The 16,555-nt window shown below is 64.1% G+C and carries 13 protein-coding genes; 5 read left to right on the plus strand and 8 right to left on the minus strand.

Annotated features, from left to right (window positions below; genetic code table 11):
- Window positions 1-56: 56 nt before the first annotated feature.
- Complete coding sequence (locus AB8841_RS26230) at window positions 57-1,901, minus strand: M3 family oligoendopeptidase (protein ID WP_370438681.1); 1,845 nt, start codon at window positions 1,899-1,901, stop codon at window positions 57-59.
- Window positions 1,902-2,072: 171 nt separating this feature from the next.
- On the opposite strand from AB8841_RS26230, the gene AB8841_RS26235 reads away from it, so the two are divergent.
- The 3 genes from AB8841_RS26235 (at window position 2,073) to AB8841_RS26245 (ending at window position 6,928) form a co-directional block, all read left to right on the plus strand.
- Window positions 2,073-3,107 (plus strand): sigma-54-dependent transcriptional regulator, encoded by a 1,035-nt coding sequence (locus tag AB8841_RS26235; RefSeq protein WP_370438682.1) that lies wholly within the window; start codon window positions 2,073-2,075, stop codon window positions 3,105-3,107.
- Between the two features lie 106 nt (window positions 3,108-3,213).
- The gene (locus tag AB8841_RS26240) at window positions 3,214-4,992 is read left to right on the plus strand and encodes a murein L,D-transpeptidase (protein WP_370438683.1); all 1,779 of its coding nucleotides are present in this window, start codon (window positions 3,214-3,216) and stop codon (window positions 4,990-4,992) included.
- Between the two features lie 238 nt (window positions 4,993-5,230).
- The gene (locus AB8841_RS26245) at window positions 5,231-6,928 is read left to right on the plus strand and encodes a DUF882 domain-containing protein (RefSeq protein WP_370438684.1); all 1,698 of its coding nucleotides are present in this window, start codon (window positions 5,231-5,233) and stop codon (window positions 6,926-6,928) included.
- A 35-nt stretch (window positions 6,929-6,963) separates the two neighbouring features.
- On the opposite strand, the gene AB8841_RS26250 is transcribed toward AB8841_RS26245, so the two are convergent.
- On the minus strand, window positions 6,964-7,824 hold the full coding sequence (locus AB8841_RS26250; protein ID WP_370438685.1) for an urea carboxylase-associated family protein: 861 nt from the start codon (window positions 7,822-7,824) through the stop codon (window positions 6,964-6,966).
- A 405-nt stretch (window positions 7,825-8,229) separates the two neighbouring features.
- Here AB8841_RS26250 and AB8841_RS26255 point away from each other — a divergent pair, with 405 nt between their 5' ends.
- Window positions 8,230-8,370: a hypothetical protein gene (locus AB8841_RS26255; protein WP_370438686.1), complete on the plus strand. Its 141-nt coding sequence runs from the start codon at window positions 8,230-8,232 to the stop codon at window positions 8,368-8,370.
- A 122-nt stretch (window positions 8,371-8,492) separates the two neighbouring features.
- On the plus strand, window positions 8,493-10,199 hold the full coding sequence (locus tag AB8841_RS26260; RefSeq protein ID WP_370438687.1) for a PAS domain S-box protein: 1,707 nt from the start codon (window positions 8,493-8,495) through the stop codon (window positions 10,197-10,199).
- 234 nt (window positions 10,200-10,433) lie between these two features.
- On the opposite strand, the gene AB8841_RS26265 is transcribed toward AB8841_RS26260, so the two are convergent.
- From AB8841_RS26265 to AB8841_RS26290, 6 genes are all read right to left on the minus strand, one after another.
- Window positions 10,434-12,197 carry an ABC transporter substrate-binding protein gene (locus AB8841_RS26265; protein ID WP_370438688.1) on the minus strand — a complete coding sequence of 588 codons (1,764 nt, stop codon included), beginning with the start codon at window positions 12,195-12,197 and terminating at the stop codon, window positions 10,434-10,436.
- A gap of 91 nt (window positions 12,198-12,288) precedes the next feature.
- The gene (locus AB8841_RS26270; RefSeq protein WP_370438689.1) at window positions 12,289-12,570 is read right to left on the minus strand and encodes a DUF2160 domain-containing protein; all 282 of its coding nucleotides are present in this window, start codon (window positions 12,568-12,570) and stop codon (window positions 12,289-12,291) included.
- A gap of 11 nt (window positions 12,571-12,581) precedes the next feature.
- Complete coding sequence (locus AB8841_RS26275) at window positions 12,582-13,358, minus strand: carbohydrate ABC transporter permease (RefSeq protein ID WP_370439378.1); 777 nt, start codon at window positions 13,356-13,358, stop codon at window positions 12,582-12,584.
- Between the two features lie 104 nt (window positions 13,359-13,462).
- Window positions 13,463-14,359, minus strand: a complete 897-nt coding sequence (locus AB8841_RS26280; protein ID WP_370438690.1) for a carbohydrate ABC transporter permease — start codon at window positions 14,357-14,359, stop codon at window positions 13,463-13,465.
- On the minus strand, window positions 14,356-15,456 hold the full coding sequence (locus AB8841_RS26285) for an ABC transporter ATP-binding protein (protein WP_370438691.1): 1,101 nt from the start codon (window positions 15,454-15,456) through the stop codon (window positions 14,356-14,358). The genes AB8841_RS26280 and AB8841_RS26285 overlap by 4 nt, the downstream gene beginning before the upstream one ends.
- A gap of 10 nt (window positions 15,457-15,466) precedes the next feature.
- Window positions 15,467-16,555, minus strand: coding sequence for an ABC transporter ATP-binding protein (locus AB8841_RS26290; protein WP_370438692.1), 1,089 nt, complete (start codon window positions 16,553-16,555; stop codon window positions 15,467-15,469).

The raw sequence follows: 16,555 nt of genomic DNA on the forward strand, positions 1-16,555 counted from the left end.
GCCGAAGATTCCTCTTGATCGAGGGCGCTCATCGGCACATTGCGCCAGAGCAAGCATCAAGCCGTCTTTTCCATGGCCTCCAGCTCGCCGATCAGGCGCTCGATCATGGCCAGGCCGATCTGCCAGAAGGAGGGATCGCGGGCATCGAGCCCGAACGGAGCGAGAAGCTCCGTATAGGGCTTGGAGCCGCCCGCCGAAAGCAGCGCGAAATAGCGATCCACGAAGCCCTCGTTCGAGTGCTCGTAGATACCGTAGAGCGAATTCACCAGGCAATCGCCAAAGGCATAGGCATAGACGTAGAACGGCGAATGGATGAAGTGCGGGATATAGGTCCAGAAGGACTCGTAGCCCGGGCCGAGGCGGATTGCGGGACCGAGCGATTCGTCCTGCACCGACATCCAGAGATCGCAGAGACTATCGGCCGTCAGCTCGCCGTTGCGGCGCTCCACATGCACCTTGCGCTCGAAGGAATAGAAGGCGATCTGGCGCACCACGGTGTTGATCATGTCCTCGACCTTGGCGGCCAGCATGGCCTTGCGCTGCACAGGATCCGTGGTCTGATCGAGCAGGCGACGGAAGGTGAGCATCTCGCCGAACACGCTCGCGGTTTCCGCAAGCGTCAGCGGCGTCGGCGCCATCAGGGCTCCGTTGGGGGCGGCGAGCACCTGATGGACGCCGTGGCCCAGTTCATGGGCGAGCGTCATCACATCGCGCGGCTTGCCCTGGTAGTTGAGCAGCACATAGGGGTGGGCCGACGGAACGGTCGGGTGCGCGAAGGCGCCGGGCGCCTTGCCGGGGCGGGTCGGGGCGTCGATCCAGCCCTCGTCGAAGAAGCGGCGTGCGATGTCGGCCATCCTCGGCGAGAAGGCGGAATAGGCCGAGAGCACGGTGTCGCGCGCCTCGCCCCAGGGAATGGTGCGCTGCTCGACCTTCGGCAGCGGCGCGTTGCGGTCCCAATGGTCGAGCTTGTCCTTGCCGAACCACTTGGCTTTCAGCGCGTAGTAGCGGTGCGACAGACGCGGATAGGCCTCGCGGACGGCGGCGACCAGCGCATCCACCACCTCGCGCTCGACGCGGTTGGCGAGGTGGCGCGAATCCGCCACGTCCTGGAAGCCGCGCCAGCGGTCCGAGATTTCCTTGTCCTTGGCGAGGGTGTTCGTGATCAGCGTGAAGGTCCGCAGGTTCGCCTTGAAAGTCTTGGCGAGCGCGTCGGAGGCATCCTTGCGCACGCTCTCGTCCGGGTCCTGCAGCTTGTTGAGGGTCGGCTCGATGGGCAGTTCCTCGCCGCGCACGGTGAAGCGCAAGGACGCGATGGTCTCGTCGAACAGCCGGTTCCAGGCCGAGCGCCCGGTCACGGACTTTTCGTGGAAAAGCTGCTCGATCTTGTCGTCGAGCTGGTAGGGCTTGTCCTTGCGCAGATCCTCGATCCAGGGCTTGTAGTGCGAGAGAGGCGCCTGGGCCACGGCCTTGTCCAGCACCTCGTCGTCGATGCGGTTGAGTTCGAGTCCGAAGAACAGAAGTTCCGTGGAGGCCGTGGTGAGACGCTCCTGCGTGTCGCCGTAGAACTTCGCGCGGACCGGATCGGTGGTGTCGCCGGAATAGACGAGGCCGGCATAGGACATGATGCGGCCGAGAAGATCCTCCAGCGCCTCGTAGCGCTTGATCACGTCCGTCAGGACCTGGGGAGCGTCCTCGCCCCGCGTCATGGAGTCGAGCCTGCCGCGATAATCCCCGGCGAAGGCCTTGCACTCGGCCTCCGCCCTGGCGAGATCGCTCTTGAACGCCTCGCTGTCCATGCCCGGATAGAGATGGGACAGGTTCCACTCTGGGAGCGAGCCGAGATCGACCTGAACGGCGCCGGTAGAGGATGTCTGGTGCACGGAAGAAACTTTCTGGGACATGACTGCAAGCGGGGTTGAAGGAGGCTGAACCACATATTGGCGGTTCGGCCTTCCGGATCAACCCGGGGAACGGGGATATGGATCCGCCAGGAGGCTGCCGCCGTTAAGGCCGGATTTACCCTTCTTGCCCAGCATCCCTGAAGCGATTCCCTCAAACCGCGTCCGTTCCGAATGCCTCTTCACCGCTTCTTCGCAGACGATATCCGGGCTCTTCGCCTGGGCACGGACGGCTTCGAAGCCGGCTCCGAACGGGAAAGAACTGCGCGTCTCGCGGATCGCGCGGCCCGCTCGGCCTTGCCCGTCCTGATCGAGACGGAGGCCGGCAGCGGCGCCACGGCCCTGGCCAGAGCGATCCATGAGAGCGGCGAGCGCAAGACCCGCTCCTTCATCGCCTTTCGAACGACCGAAGCCCTGTCCGGCCGGGAAACCCAGGAAGCGGCCCTCCTGCGCCACATGAGGGAGGCCCGCGGCGGCACGCTGTTCATCGAGGATGTCGGACGCCTGTCGAGACAGGCGCAGGAGCGCCTGGCCGAATCGCTGTTCCGGCAGGACGCGGGGCCGCGTACAGGCCGGCGCCTGGATCTCCGTCTCATCGCCAGCGCCGGTTTCGATCTGTCGGAGAATGTCCGCGAGGGGCGCTTCAGGGAGGATCTCTATTATCGCCTCCAGACCATGCCTCTCGCCCTGCTCCCTTTGAGAGGCCAGAGAGACGTCATCGCCGAATGGGCGGTTCTCTTCGCTCGGCGCTTTGCCTCGGACGAGGGCAAGACGATCCGAGGTTTGTCCACGGACGCCCTGTCCCTGCTTTCCCGCTATGACTGGCCGGGCAATCTCCAGCAGCTGGAAAATGCGGTCTATCGCGCCGTGATCCTCGCGGATGGCGCTTTCCTGACGCCGAGCGAGTTCCCGCAGATCGCAGTCCAAGTGGAAGGCTTCCGCATCGACATCCCGCCGCTTCCGGCCGTGCGGGCCTTGGCCCCCCTTCGCGCGAAGGAACCCGGCGCAAAGCACGATCCGCACGCGCTTTCACTCATTCGTGAAAGCGGAGACATGCTGACGCTGGCGGAGCTGGAAGAGCGCGCGATCCGCTTTGCTCTCGCGCATTATCAAGGACATATGTCGGCCATTTCCCGTCATCTCGGAATCGGGCGCTCGACGCTTTACCGAAAATTGAAGGAACTCGGCCTAAACGATGCAGCCGCATGACGCCTTTGCGCGTTGAGCGTGGCAGAGGTGTGCTGCGCACGGACGATAAAATGAGGATGCGGAGGATGCAACGTCCTCCGATACCGTTGCGAGAAGGAGATGGGTCATGCGTGACTTGCGCAAGACGGCGTTGTGGCTTGGGCTGATCGGATCGGCCTCGTTCTTGTCCCTTTCCGCGATGGCGCAGACTGCGACGAACGATTCACCGGGCGCATCCGAGCCCGTCCTTGCGCAAAGCCCCGCCGAACCGTCGTTCCATGATGTGATCGCCGAACCTGCCCTGGGGCAGGAGAAGGCCACCGACCATGCGATTCCCCTGCCCGAGCCCGCACCGGTCGTCATCGAAACTGCGGATCGCAAGCCCGAACCGGCCATCGACATTCCTCTGCCGGAGGCCGCTCCCGTTACGGCACTCATGCAGCAGGACATGCTGCGCCTGACGGTCGAAGGCCTGCTCGGGGACGAGGCCGCGACGCGCGACCTTCGGCTCTCCGCGAAAGAGCGCGAGGGGTTGCGGGCCTTCTATGCGCAAGCCCAACGTCCTCTCGCCTGGGCCTCGGACGGCGCCTTCACGCAGGAGGCCATGGGAGCCATCGCACGGCTGAAGGCTGCGGACGAGGACGGATTGGATCCGACCGACTATCCTGTGCCCGACGTGAAACTGCGCAAGGAAGCCGCGCCCAGCCAATGGGCCGAAGCCGATCTGAAGCTCTCGGCCTCCGTGATCCGCTATGCCCGCGATGCGCGCGGCGGGCGTATCGAGCCGTCCCGCCTTTCGCCTCTGGTCACGCCGGTTCTGGCCCTTCCCGGGGCCGACGAGGTCCTCGGAAAAGTCGCCTTCGCGAAGGATGCGAATGCGGCGCTCGCCTCGTACAACCCGCCGCATGCCGGTTACCGCGCCCTGAAGGAGAAGCTCGCGGAACTACGGGCCAGCCATCCATCCCAGCCCAGCGTGCACGTGCCCAAGGGGCCCGCGTTGCGCGTGGGCATGAAGGATCCGCGGGTCCCGCTGATCCGCGCGCGCTTCAATCTCAACGAGGACGACGACAACCGGAACGTCTACGACAAGCGTCTCTCCACGGCGGTCGCGGCGTTCCAGAAGGAAAAGGGTCTCCAAGGCAACGGCATCCTCACCGCGCAGACGGTGGCTGCCCTCTCCGGCCCCTCGCTGGCTCAGCGCGAGGCCAATCTCATCGCCAATATGGAGCGCTGGCGCTGGCTGCCGGAGGATCTCGGCAAGCGCCACATCATGGTGAACGTGCCCGAATTCCGTCTGCAGCTCGTGGATAGCGGCAAGGTCGCCCACGAGACCCGCGTGATCGTCGGCAAGGAGCAGTCGCAGACCCCGATCTTCTCCGAGAACATGAAATACCTCGTGGTTAATCCGTCCTGGACAATCCCGCCGTCCATCATGAAGAAGGAGATCCTGCCCGGTCTCGCCAACGATCCGGATTACGCGGCCAAGAGGGGATACACCGTCATCCGCAAGGGAGGCCGCCTCATCGTCCAGCAGCCCCCAGGCGAACGCAATGCGCTGGGATTCGTGAAGTTCATGTTCCCGAACAAACATGCGGTCTATCTGCACGACACGCCCAACCGCAATCTCTTCACGGCCGCCAAGCGCGCCTTCAGCCATGGCTGCGTGCGTGTGGAAAAGCCCTTCGAGCTCGCGGAGTTCATCATGGGCGAGGACAGCAAGTGGGATGAGAAAAAACTACGCAGCCTGATCGGCAAGGGAGAGCGCACGGTGTTCCTGCCGAAGCCTCTTCCGGTGCATCTGGCCTATTTCACCCTTGCGGTCGACGAAAAGGGATCCCTCAAATCCTATACCGATCTCTACGGCCTCGACCAGAAGGTCCGGGCGGCGCTGAATCTCGCCCAATAGCGCATCGTGCGGCCCTTCGGGTCCGCTCCAGCGATGCGCTCATCTAAGAAGGGAGCATCGGACCCAAAAGTGCAAATCCACTTCCCGCGTCCGATGCTCTAGCCTGATCGAAGAGCGGCCTTAGGGCCGCTTTTTTTGCGCCCATTTAACCTGAAGGTAACCGTCTTCGGCAAAGATCTTTTCACGATGTGCGATTACCGCATTTTCCCGAAATGCGGCGAGTAAAACGAGTACCCCAGTGAAAGTATTGCGTTCCGACGGCATGGTGCGCCGCACCTGCATTGGTCTTGCGGCCTTCCTGGCCGTCATGGTCGGGGGCGTGCGCGGCACGCAGGATGCCATCGCCAACGGCGATACGCGCACGCTGACCTTCTACCACAACAACACCAAGGAAACTCTGACCGTCACCTTCCGGCGCAACGGCCAGTACGATTCTGCCGCCCTGCAGCAGCTCAACTGGTTCCTGCGCGACTGGCGGCGGGACGAGGCGACCCGCATGGATCCGCGCTTGTTCGACACGGTGTGGGAGGTCTATCGCGAGGTGGGCTCGAGCGCACCGGTCCGCGTGAACTCGGCCTATCGCTCGCCTCAGACCAACGCCATGCTGCGCCGCCGCTCCAGCGTCGTGGCGAAGAACAGCCAGCATATGCAGGGCAAGGCCCTGGACTTCTATCTGCCGGACATTCCCGCCGATCGCCTTCGGGCCGTCGGCATGAAGCTCCAAAGGGGCGGCGTCGGCTATTATCCCAATGCCTACACGCCTTTCGTGCATCTCGACGTCGGCAGCGTGCGCGCCTGGCCACGCATGACGCGCGATCAGCTCGTGCGCATCTTCCCCGATGGCAAGACGGTGCATATCCCCACCGATGGCAGGCCCCTGCCCGGTTACGACCTCGCCAGGGCCGAAGTGCTCGCCGGCGGCGGCACGGTCGCAGGCTACAGCACCTATGCGGATGCCGAGGAAGCCATCGCGGCGCAGCAGCCGCGCCGCAAGAGCTTCTGGGCCACTCTCTTCGGGCTCGGCGACGACGAGGCGGAGGACGTGGAAGAAATCCGCACGGCGTCGCGCCCCAGCAGCACGCTCATGGCGTCCCGCAGCGCGCCCGGCAACTATTATGCGGATGACCGCAATTCATCACCCATCGCCGCCCTGCGCCAATACGAAGACAGGAATGCTCCGGTTGCGCGTCAGGCTCCCGTGGCCGTGGCGCAGGCCCGTCCCGAGCCTCCGGCCGCTCCGGCGGTGGTGGCCGCGATGGCGCCTGCCCTGCGTGAGGATCTGTCCCCGCCTGCGGCGGCGCCTCTGCCGCCGACCCGGATCAGCGGCCTGCCGAGCACGGTTCAGACCGAAAGCGGCCCGACCCTCGCTTGGCAGCAGGGACCGGGCGTCCAGAGCGACATGTCGATCGCCAAGGGCATGGCCTTCGCGCCGATGCCGCCGCGTCGCCCGGATGCGGATACGGCGGCTGCGGATGACGTCGCCGAGACCACCGCGCTTGCCTATGCGCCACTCCCGCCTGCACGTCCCGGCTCGCTCGCAGCCACGAACCCGATCCCGGTGCTGAGCGAACTGCGCGGCCCTGCGGGCACGACGGTGGCAAGCTCGGCCCCGCTCCCTCCGCCGCGCCCCGAGCGTGCGATCGTCGTCGCCTCCGCGAGCCCCGTCGACATCCCGGTCACGGGCTCGACTCCGAAGACCCCTGTCAAGGCTCCGCAAAAGGACACCAAGGCAAGCCAGGTTCCGGCGAGCGCGGTTGCCCTCCCGGAGGTCAAGGCTCCTGCCGCGAAGAAGCCGCAGAAGCCTGCCACGGCCCTGAGCGCCCTGATGTCCGCCGAGCCCAGCGTCGCGATGGGCTTCTCCAACAAGCCCATCGGGGATCTGGCGACGAACAAGTTCACGGGACCGGCGGTCAAGCCGCTGCCGGTGGTGAGATAAAGCAAAAAGGGCCCGAACGGGGCCCTTTTTCATGGTCAGTCGCCGTGCTTGCGGCTGTAACCGTTATGCGGCGGAGAGATCCATCCCGCGGGCGCAGCCTTCGGCTTGTATATCTCGACGAGCAGCGGGTGACAGACCGCCGTATCGCTGGAATGCTCCGCGCTGCAATCGCCGCCGGGACAGGCCGACAAGGCGCCGAGAAGATCGATCTCCGCGAAGAACTCCAGGTAATCGCCCGGACGCACGGGGCTTGCCTTCATGAAGTACTGACCCGTATCGCGGGTGAAACCCGTGCACATGAAGACGTTGAGCACGTCATGGACCGCAGGCTCCGCGGCCTCGCGCGGGCGGCCTGTCCGGTCGGCGAGAGCGCGCGTGAGGTTCGAGTGACAGCAATGATGATATTCGTGACCCGAGAGGAGCTTGTGCGTGTAGGGATCGCAACGCGTTCCGATCACGTCGTGCACGGAGCCGCCGAATGCATCGAAGCCGTACCAGTCGAGCGTATCATGCGTGATCGTCGCCATGGGTCGAAGATAAGGCAGACAGGACCAGAGCTGGTCCCCGGTGGACAGGTGCGTGCCGTGAAGCGCGCGGGTCTTGCCCGAGAAAAAGCGCTCGTCGAGGTCTTCTGCCGCCCACAGGTTCAAGTCGCCGACCTGCGGCCCTTCGATGCTCACGATCCGAAAGAAGGAGCCGGCCGGCACGGAGAAGCAGCGCGCCTCACGCGGCGGTACGATCACCTCGTCCATCTTTTCCCAGCCTTCGCGGGCCGCCTGATAGGCGGAGAGGTTCGGGCGGGGAAGCGTATCGACCGGATAGCAGATGACCGGAGGAACCGCCCGACGCTCCCCGGCGTCCTGAGGCTCCGTGACTTCGTTGCGCGCTCTCTTCATTGTCCACTCCCGGAAATCCGATGCTCACCCGTCCGGGTATAGAAGGGCGGCTCCGGCGGCGGCAAGCGAAGAGTTCTGGAGCGGCGTTCCACGGCCTGAGCATCGAACGCGGAAGCGGGAACCCGTTTTGCGTGAAAAGATGCTCAAAAACATGGACTTACAGCATCGAATGTGGGCTCGATGTCATGTCCGCTGTTGTCGTCCGCAGCCCCTCGGCTATCGCAGGCGGGCCTGCCCGAGGGACGACGGGAGCGGCAAGGCCGGAAGACAAGACGCACCCATGCGCGCCGCAGGTACTCCTCCCGGGTCGGTTCTCTCCATTCGCCCTATGACGTGTCTGCTTAAGAGTGATCGCCTCGTGCGCTCCGCAAGCCTAGGAATCACGCATGATGCGTGGAACCGGCCATGGATGATGAAGACGGCGACGGACTTCTCGAAATGCTGCCCCTGTCGCCCGCGAACGATGATCTCGCTCGAATGCTGGACTGGGTCGGCCTGTCGGCGGCCCTCGGCATGATCGTATTTGCGATCGTTCTGGCCGCATGACCGCAGCGCTCATGGGCGGGCCGGCGGCCGCTTAGCTCCAGGTCCCCTGGAACATTGACCTCACCTGACAATTCCTAACCCGGAACCCTTTTTCAAATGAGTCCGAACGGGAGCGGAACTCTGTGGACGCGCTCTTCAACCAGGCGACGGTCGGCCTCGCCGAGTGCGATTTGAGCGGCCGCATTCTGCGGGCGAACGATTACTTCTGCGCCATGCTTGCGCGCAGCCGCGACGAGTTGATCGGGCACCCCCTCGGGGACATCGTGCATCCCGACGACCTTCCGCGCACGGAGGCCCTTCTTGCCGGTCTCCTGAAGGAGGATCGCTACGAGGTCGAAAAGCGCTACCTCCGGCCCGACGGCTCCGTCGTGTGGACCCGAACCGCCGCAAACCTGATCCGCGACGAGAGCGGCCGGCCGGACAAAGCGCTCGCCGTCTGCATCGACATATCGACGAACAAGCTCCAGGAGCAGCATCTGCGCGAGAGCGAAGAGAGATTCCGCCTGCTGGCGAATTCGGTGCCGGCCCTCGTGTGGATCACCGATCCCGAAGGCGGGATCACCTATACCAGCGAACTCTGGACCCGATATACGGGGCTCCCCCCGCATGAGGCCCTCGGGCAGGGCTGGCTCAAGTCGATCCATCCCGACGATGTCGCGGAAACGCTTCGGCTCTGGGAGGAGGTTCGCGCACGCGGCATTCGCTATGAAACGGAAATTCGCTACCTCTGCCACGACGGCGCCTATCGCTGGCATGTCGTGCGCGCCAACCCGTATCGTCACTCCGCGACCGGCGAGATTCTGGCCTGGTTCGGCAGCTCTACGGATATCCACGAGCGCAAAGTGACGGAGGCGACGCTGCGCGAGAGCGAGCAAAGGCTTCGCGCCACCTACGAGCAGGCGGCCATCGGGATAGGCGAAGTTGACGCCGACGGCCGGTTCATCCGGGTCAACGAGCGGCTTTGCGCCATCAGCGGCTACGGCCGTGGCGAGCTGCTTTCCATGACCCTGGAGGACATCACGTATCCCGAGGATCGGGGCTCAGAGCTCGAGATGTTCCGCAAGCAGATGTCCGGTGACATCACCAGCTATTCCATCGAGAAGCGCCTCGTTCACAGGAACGGGAATCCCGTGTGGATCGGGGTTTCCGCATCCCGCGTTGACGACCTGGAGGGGCGTCCCCTCTACGGCATTCGCGTCATTCGGGACATCTCGGCGCGAAAGCGTGCCGAACAAAGCCAGAGCCTGCTCATCAACGAGCTGAACCATCGCGTGAAGAACACCCTGACGACGGTCCAATCCATCGCGCGTCAGACCCTGCACAATGCCCGCACGCCCGAACAGGCCGCCGAGGACCTGGAAAGTCGGCTCCTGGCCCTGTCCCGCGCTCATGACGTCCTGACGCGCGAGAACTGGGAAGGCGCGCGCTTCTCGGACATCGTCGCGCAGGCAATCGCCCCATATCTGAACCGCGGCAAGGGCCGTTTTCAGGTGACGGGGCCGGAAACGCGCCTGACGCCGCAACAGGCGCTGGCCCTCGCCATGGCTCTCCAGGAGCTCGCAACGAATGCCGCCAAATACGGCTCTCTCTCGAACGACGAGGGAATCGTGACGATCGGGTGGTACCTCGCGGAAGCGCCGGACGGGTTGCACCTGCATCTCACCTGGAGGGAAAGCGGCGGTCCGCCCGTCGAGCCTCCCACCCGGCGGGGCTTCGGAACGCGCCTCATCGAGCGCAGTCTCGCGCGTGAGCTCGACGGCACGATGAAGATCGACTTCCTGCCGAGGGGAGTCGTCTTCACGGCGGATATTCCGGGCATGGGCGACTAGCGCATCGTGCGAAAAGTGGCCCCGGCTTTTCGCAGCAAGCGATGCGCTGGTCTATCGCGGGAGCATCGAACGCGGGAAGCGGGAGCCGGCTTTGCGGGGAAAGATGCTCAAGATCGAAATGCCAAAGCGTCGGACGTGAGCTCGATGTCACGTCCGACGCTGTAGGCCGGAACAGGCGGTCAGTCACTGCCGCTGCGAGCAAGCCCCGCCCCGTAGGGGGCGGGGCCAGTTTGATCAGCTGCGCTTCGGCGGAGACGCGGGCCAGCTCTTGATGAGCGTGTCGTAATCCACCGTCTCGCCCTTCGGCTTCTCGTCCGCGAGCTTGCGCTGCGGCGCGATGTTGCCGGCAGCCTCCGCCTTCTTGAACCACTCCTCGGCCGAGGTCTTCGGGTTCAGCTTCGGGCCGCACTCGCCCTGCACATTGGCGCGTTCGAGACGGCCGAGCACTTCGTCCTGCGCCGCAGCGAGCGAGTTCATCGCCTCCTGCGGGGTCTTGGCGCCGGAGGCCGCATCGCCGATGTTCTGCCACCAGAGCTGCGCGAGCTTGGGATAATCCGGCACGTTGTTGCCGGTGGGCGTCCATTGCACGCGAGCGGGCGAACGGTAGAACTCGATGAGGCCGCCGAGCTTCGGGGCGCGCTCGGTGAAGCTCTTGTCCCAGATATCGCTTTCGCGGATGAAGGTGAGGCCCACATGGCTCTTCTTCAGCGAAACCGCCTTCGACGTCACAAACTGGGCGTAGAGCCAGGCCGCCTTGCGGCGCTCGACGGGAGTGGACTTCAGAAGCGTCCAGGATCCCGCATCCTGATAGCCGAGCTTCATGCCGTCCTTCCAGTAGGAGCCATGCGGCGAGGGCGCCATGCGCCATTTGGGCGTGCCGTCCTCGTTCATCACCGGCAATCCCGGCTTCACCATGTCGGCCGTGAAGGCGGTATACCAGAAGATCTGCTGCGCGATATTGCCCTGCGCCGGAACCGGACCCGACTCCGAGAAGTTCATGCCGTTCGCCTGGGGCGGAGCATATTTCTTCAGCCAATCGATGTACTTGGCGATGGAGTAGACGGCCGCTGGACCGTTGGTGTCGCCGCCGCGTTCGATGGAAGAGCCGACCGGCCGGCAGCCTTCCATGCGGATGCCCCACTCGTCCACCGGCAGCCCGTTGGGAATCCCCTTGTCCCCGTTGCCGGCCATGGAGAGCCAGGCATCGGTGAAGCGCCAGCCGAGCGACGGATCCTTTTTGCCGTAATCCATATGGCCGTAGACCTTGACCCCATCGATCTCCTTCACGTCGTTGGTGAAGAATTCGGCGATGTCCTCATAGGCAGACCAGTTCACAGGCACGCCGAGATCGTAGCCGTACTTTGCCTTGAACTTCTCCTTCAGATCCGGACGCTGGAACCAGTCGTAGCGGAACCAGTACACGTTCGCGAACTGCTGGTCCGGCAGCTGGTACATCTTGCCGTCGGGCGCGGTCGTGAAGGACCTGCCGATGAAGTCCTTGACGTCGAGGGTCGGCGAGGTGACGTCCTTGCCGTCTCCCGCCATCCAATCGTCGAGCGGAATCGCCTGCTTGTAGCGGAAATGCGTGCCGATAAGGTCCGAGTCGTTGACCCAGGCGTCGTAGATGTTGCGGCCGGATTGCATCTGGGTCTGGATCTTCTCGACCACGTCACCTTCCTGGATGAGGTCGTGGTTGAGCTTGATGCCGGTGATCTCCGTGAAGGCCTTGGCGAGAACCTTCGACTCGTATTCGTGGGTCGTGATCGTTTCGGAGACCACGTTGATCTCCATGCCGGCGAAAGGCTTCGCCGCGTTCACGAACCATTCCATCTCCTTCAGCTGCTCGTCTTTGGACAAGGTTGAAGGTTGGAATTCCGTCTCGATCCAGCGTCGGGCCTCGTCCATGCCCGCATACGCTGCGCTCGAGCCGATCGCCATGGCGATGACGCTCGTCGAGACGAAGAGCCTCAAGCGCCGGTGAGAGTGGGTTCGATTCATGCGTTCCTCCCAAATGGTGCCCTGACCGGCCTTTTCGCCGTTGTCTCCTTCGGCCCGGGCTGCCCGAAGGAATTGTTGGAGCCTGCCGCTTTCACACCATGCGAAACACCAGGGCCGCGTAAAGGAGCGACAGGCCCGAAGCCCACCACAGATCGGGTCCGACCAGTCCAAGCCATGCGAGATGGATGAAGGCGGCGCCCAGAAGAGAGATGAAAAGACGATCGCCGCGCGTGGTCGGAATCCGTAAGGCTCCCACACGCGCGGTCTCGGGACGGTAGATCGCGAGGATCGTCATGACGGCGAGCAGGCATCCGATGCTGGCGAAGAAGAGGCCCGTCTGCCACGTCCATGCCATCCAGCTCAAATCGGACATGCGAGCCTCCCTCAGACCCGCCCCAGGGCAAAGCCCTTGGCGATGTAGTTGCGCACGAACCAGATCACGAGCGCGCCCGGAATGATGGTGAGCACGCCCGCGGCCGCCAGGAGCCCCCAGTCCATGCCGGCGGCGGACACGGTCCGCGTCATCGTGGCCGCGATAGGCTTGGCGTTCACCGAGGTGAGCGTGCGCGCCAGCAGCAGCTCGACCCAGGAGAACATGAAGCAGAAGAAGGCGGCCACCCCGATCCCCGAGGCGATCAGCGGCATGAAGATCTTCACGAAGAAGCGCGGGAAGGAATAGCCGTCGATGGCGGCTGTCTCGTCGATCTCGCGCGGCACGCCTGACATGAAGCCTTCGAGAATCCAGACCGCGAGAGGCACGTTGAAAAGGCAATGCGCCAGCGCCACGGCCCACGGCGTGTCGAAGAGGCCGATGGCCGAATACAGATTGAAGAAGGGCAGCGCGAAGACTGCAGGCGGCGCCATGCGGTTGGTGAGGAGCCAGAAGAACAGGTGCTTGTCGCCGAGGAAGCGGTAGCGCGAGAACGCATAGGCCGCCGGCAGCGCGAAGGAGATCGACAGGATCGTGTTGATCAGCACGTAGGTGAGCGAGTTGATGTAGCCCGAATACCAGCTCCTGTCCGTGAAGATCGTGACGTAGTTCTCGAAGGTGAGGTTCTGCGGCCAGAGCGTGAGGCCCGACGTGATCTCCATGTTGGTCTTCAGGCTCATGTTCACGAGCCAGTAGATCGGCATCAGGAGGAACAGGATATAGAGCGTCATCACCGCCACCCGGCCACTCACGCGCGGCCCGGCAAGCACTTTGTTCGCCGGGACGGCCGCGGCCTGGGTCTTGATGTCGGACGTCCCGATGATGACCGAATCTGTCATGCCTCAGCTCTCTCGTTCCGCGCATCGACATTGGTCATGATGGTATAGAACACCCAGCAGATGGCGAGGATGATCAGGTTGTAGACGAGCGACATGGCCGCCGCCTTGCCGAGATCGAACTGCCCGAGGGCGAGTTTCACCAGATCGATGGACAGGAAGGTCGTGGCGTTGCCGGGGCCGCCGCCGGTGAGGACGAAGGGCTCCGTGTAGATCATGAACGAGTCCATGAAGCGCAGCAGCACCGCGATCAGCAGGACGCGCCGCATCTTCGGAAGTTGGATCGTGCGGAAAACCGCCCAGCGGGAGGCACCGTCGATGCGCGCGGCCTGATAATAGGCATCGGGGATGGATTTCAGTCCCGCATAGCACAGGAGCGCAACAAGGCTCGTCCAGTGCCACACGTCCATGACCACGATGGTGATCCACGCATCGAGCGGATCGCCCGTATAATTGTAGTCGATCCCGAGATGGTTCACGAGCCAGCCGAGCAGGCCGATATCGCCGCGGGCGAAGACCTGCCAGATCGTCCCGACCACGTTCCACGGGATCAGGAGCGGCAGTGCCATGAGGACGAGGCAGAGCGCCACGGTCCAACCCTCCCGCGGCATGGACAGCGCCACGAGGATTCCGAGTGGCACTTCGATCAGAAGAATGATTGCGGAGAACAAGAGCGTGCGCCAGAGCGCATCGAAGAAGCGGCCGCCGAGATCCGTCGAGGGATCGAGCAGTTCCTGAAACCAGCCGACGCCATTCCAGAAGAACTGGTTGTTCCCGAACGTATCCTGCATCGAATAGTTCACGACGGTCATCAGAGGGAGAACCGCCGAGAAGGCCACGATGAGGAAGACAGGCAGGACCAGAAGCCAGGCCTTGTTGTTGACGGTCTTCGTCATGCGGCCTGCCCTTCCAGCGGTTCCCCGGGGACCAGGCGCCCGTCGGCGTAGATATGGATATGGCGCGGATCGAGTCGAAGCGAAGCCTCGTCTTCGCCGATCACGAAGCTGTCCGGGACGCTCGCCGCGAGCGTACGCCCTTCGAGCTCCACCCGCGCGATGCGCGCACGCCCGATATCGTCGATGCGCCGGATCCGGACGGGAAGCCCTCTCCCCTTCGGCTGGAGCTCAGCGAATTCGGGCCTGATGCCGAGTTCGATGCGCTCGTGCTGCGGCAGGCTTGCATATCCCCGATGAAGCGCGACGGGCACGCTGCCGAGATAGGCGGTCGCGCCCTCCACGCGGCAGGGCAGGACGTTCATGCCCGGCGAGCCGATGAAATGGCCGACGAAAGTGTGGGCCGGACGCGCGAACAGCTCGTCCGGCGTTCCGGTCTGCACCACCGCGCCGTCATGCATGACCACGACCTTGTCGGCGAAGGTCAAGGCCTCCGTCTGATCATGGGTAACGTAGATCATGGTGATGTCCAACGCCCGATGGATCTCCTTGAGTGTGGAACGCAATTGCCATTTCATATGCGGGTCGATCACCGTGAGCGGCTCGTCGAACAGGATCGCCGCCACATCGGAGCGCACGAGGCCGCGCCCGAGCGAGATCTTCTGCTTCATGTCCGCCGTGAGATTGCTGGCCCTGCGATCGAGAACAGGCGCAAGGTCGAGCAGGTGCGCGATCTCCTCGACCCTCCGCGCCGTCCTGTCCCTCGGAACGTGACGGTTCTTCAACGGGAATGCGAGGTTCTCGCGCACCGTCATCGTGTCGTACACCACGGGAAACTGGAATACCTGCGCAATGTTGCGGGCTTCCGTCGGCAAGTCGGTCACATCACGATCGTCGAAGAGGATGCGCCCCCGGGTCGGCCGCACGAGCCCCGAGATGATGTTGAGAAGAGTGGTCTTGCCGCAGCCTGAGGGACCCAGCAGCGCATAGGCGCCGCCCTGACTCCAGACGTGATTGATTTCCTTCAGGGCGTAGTCGTGCGGCGTCTGCGGATCGGCTTTATAGGAATGGGCGAGATGGTCGAGGGTGATGCGGGCCATGGCGCTCTCCTCATGCGGCATTCTGCGTCGCACCGACCGCGGCAAGACGGCCCGTCCGGTCGAACAGGAAGAGATTGCGCGGATTCAGATGAGCCGTGACGGGGGTCCCTGGCTCCCAGCGCCGAACGCCCGGCATCAACGACACGAACCGGTGCTCGCCGGCATCAAGGTGCACATAGCTCTCGGAGCCTGTGATCTCGACCACCGAGACGACTGCAGGAATGGTGATCTCCCCCGCTCCCGACGGGTCGAGGCTGAGGTGATGAGCGCGAAAGCCAGCGGTGTACTCTCCGTCAGGCGCGCCCGCGAGCGCCTCCGTCGCGCGAATTCGCCTGCCCGTGCTCAGCACGGCGCTGTCGTCCGTCTTGTGGAGCGTCAGCGTGTTGAGCGGCGGGTCGGAGAACACGCGCGCGGTGACGAGGTTCTGAGGCTTACGGTAGACCTGCGGCGTCGGGCCGAACTGCGTCACACGCCCCTGAAACAGGGTCGCCGTGTTGCCGCCGAGCAGAAGGGCCTCGGACGGCTCCGTCGTCGCATAGACGAAGATGGCCCCCGACGCCGCAAACACGCGCGGCAGCTCTTCCCGCAGCTCCTCGCGCAGCTTGTAATCGAGATTGGCCAGCGGCTCGTCGAGCAGAACCAGATCCGCGCGCTTCACGAGAGCCCGCGCGATGGCCGTGCGCTGCTGCTGGCCGCCGGACAGGTTCAACGGCTTGCGGTCGAGATACGGTTCGAGCTTGAGAAGCCTTGCCGCGTCATGGACGCGGCTCTCGATCTCGGCACGTGGCAGGCCCGCGACGCGCAGCGGCGAAGCGATGTTCTCGTAAACGCTGAGCGAGGGATAATTGATGAACTGCTGGTACACCATGGCGACGCTGCGACGTTGCACGGGCCAGCCGGTCACGTCCCTTCCATCCACGAGCACCCGGCCGCCGGTCGGCGCATCGAGCCCGGCCATGAGCCGCATGAGCGAAGTCTTTCCGGCAAGCGTCGCGCCCAGGAGAACGTTGAGCGAGCCACGCGCCAGTGTCAGGGAGATGTCGTCGATATGGACCGACGCTCCGGCCTTCTTCGACACTGCTTCGAGTACAAGCTTCAT

The sequence above is a fragment of the Microvirga sp. TS319 genome, assembly GCF_041276405.1.
Taxonomy (GTDB): Bacteria; Pseudomonadota; Alphaproteobacteria; order Rhizobiales; family Beijerinckiaceae; genus Microvirga.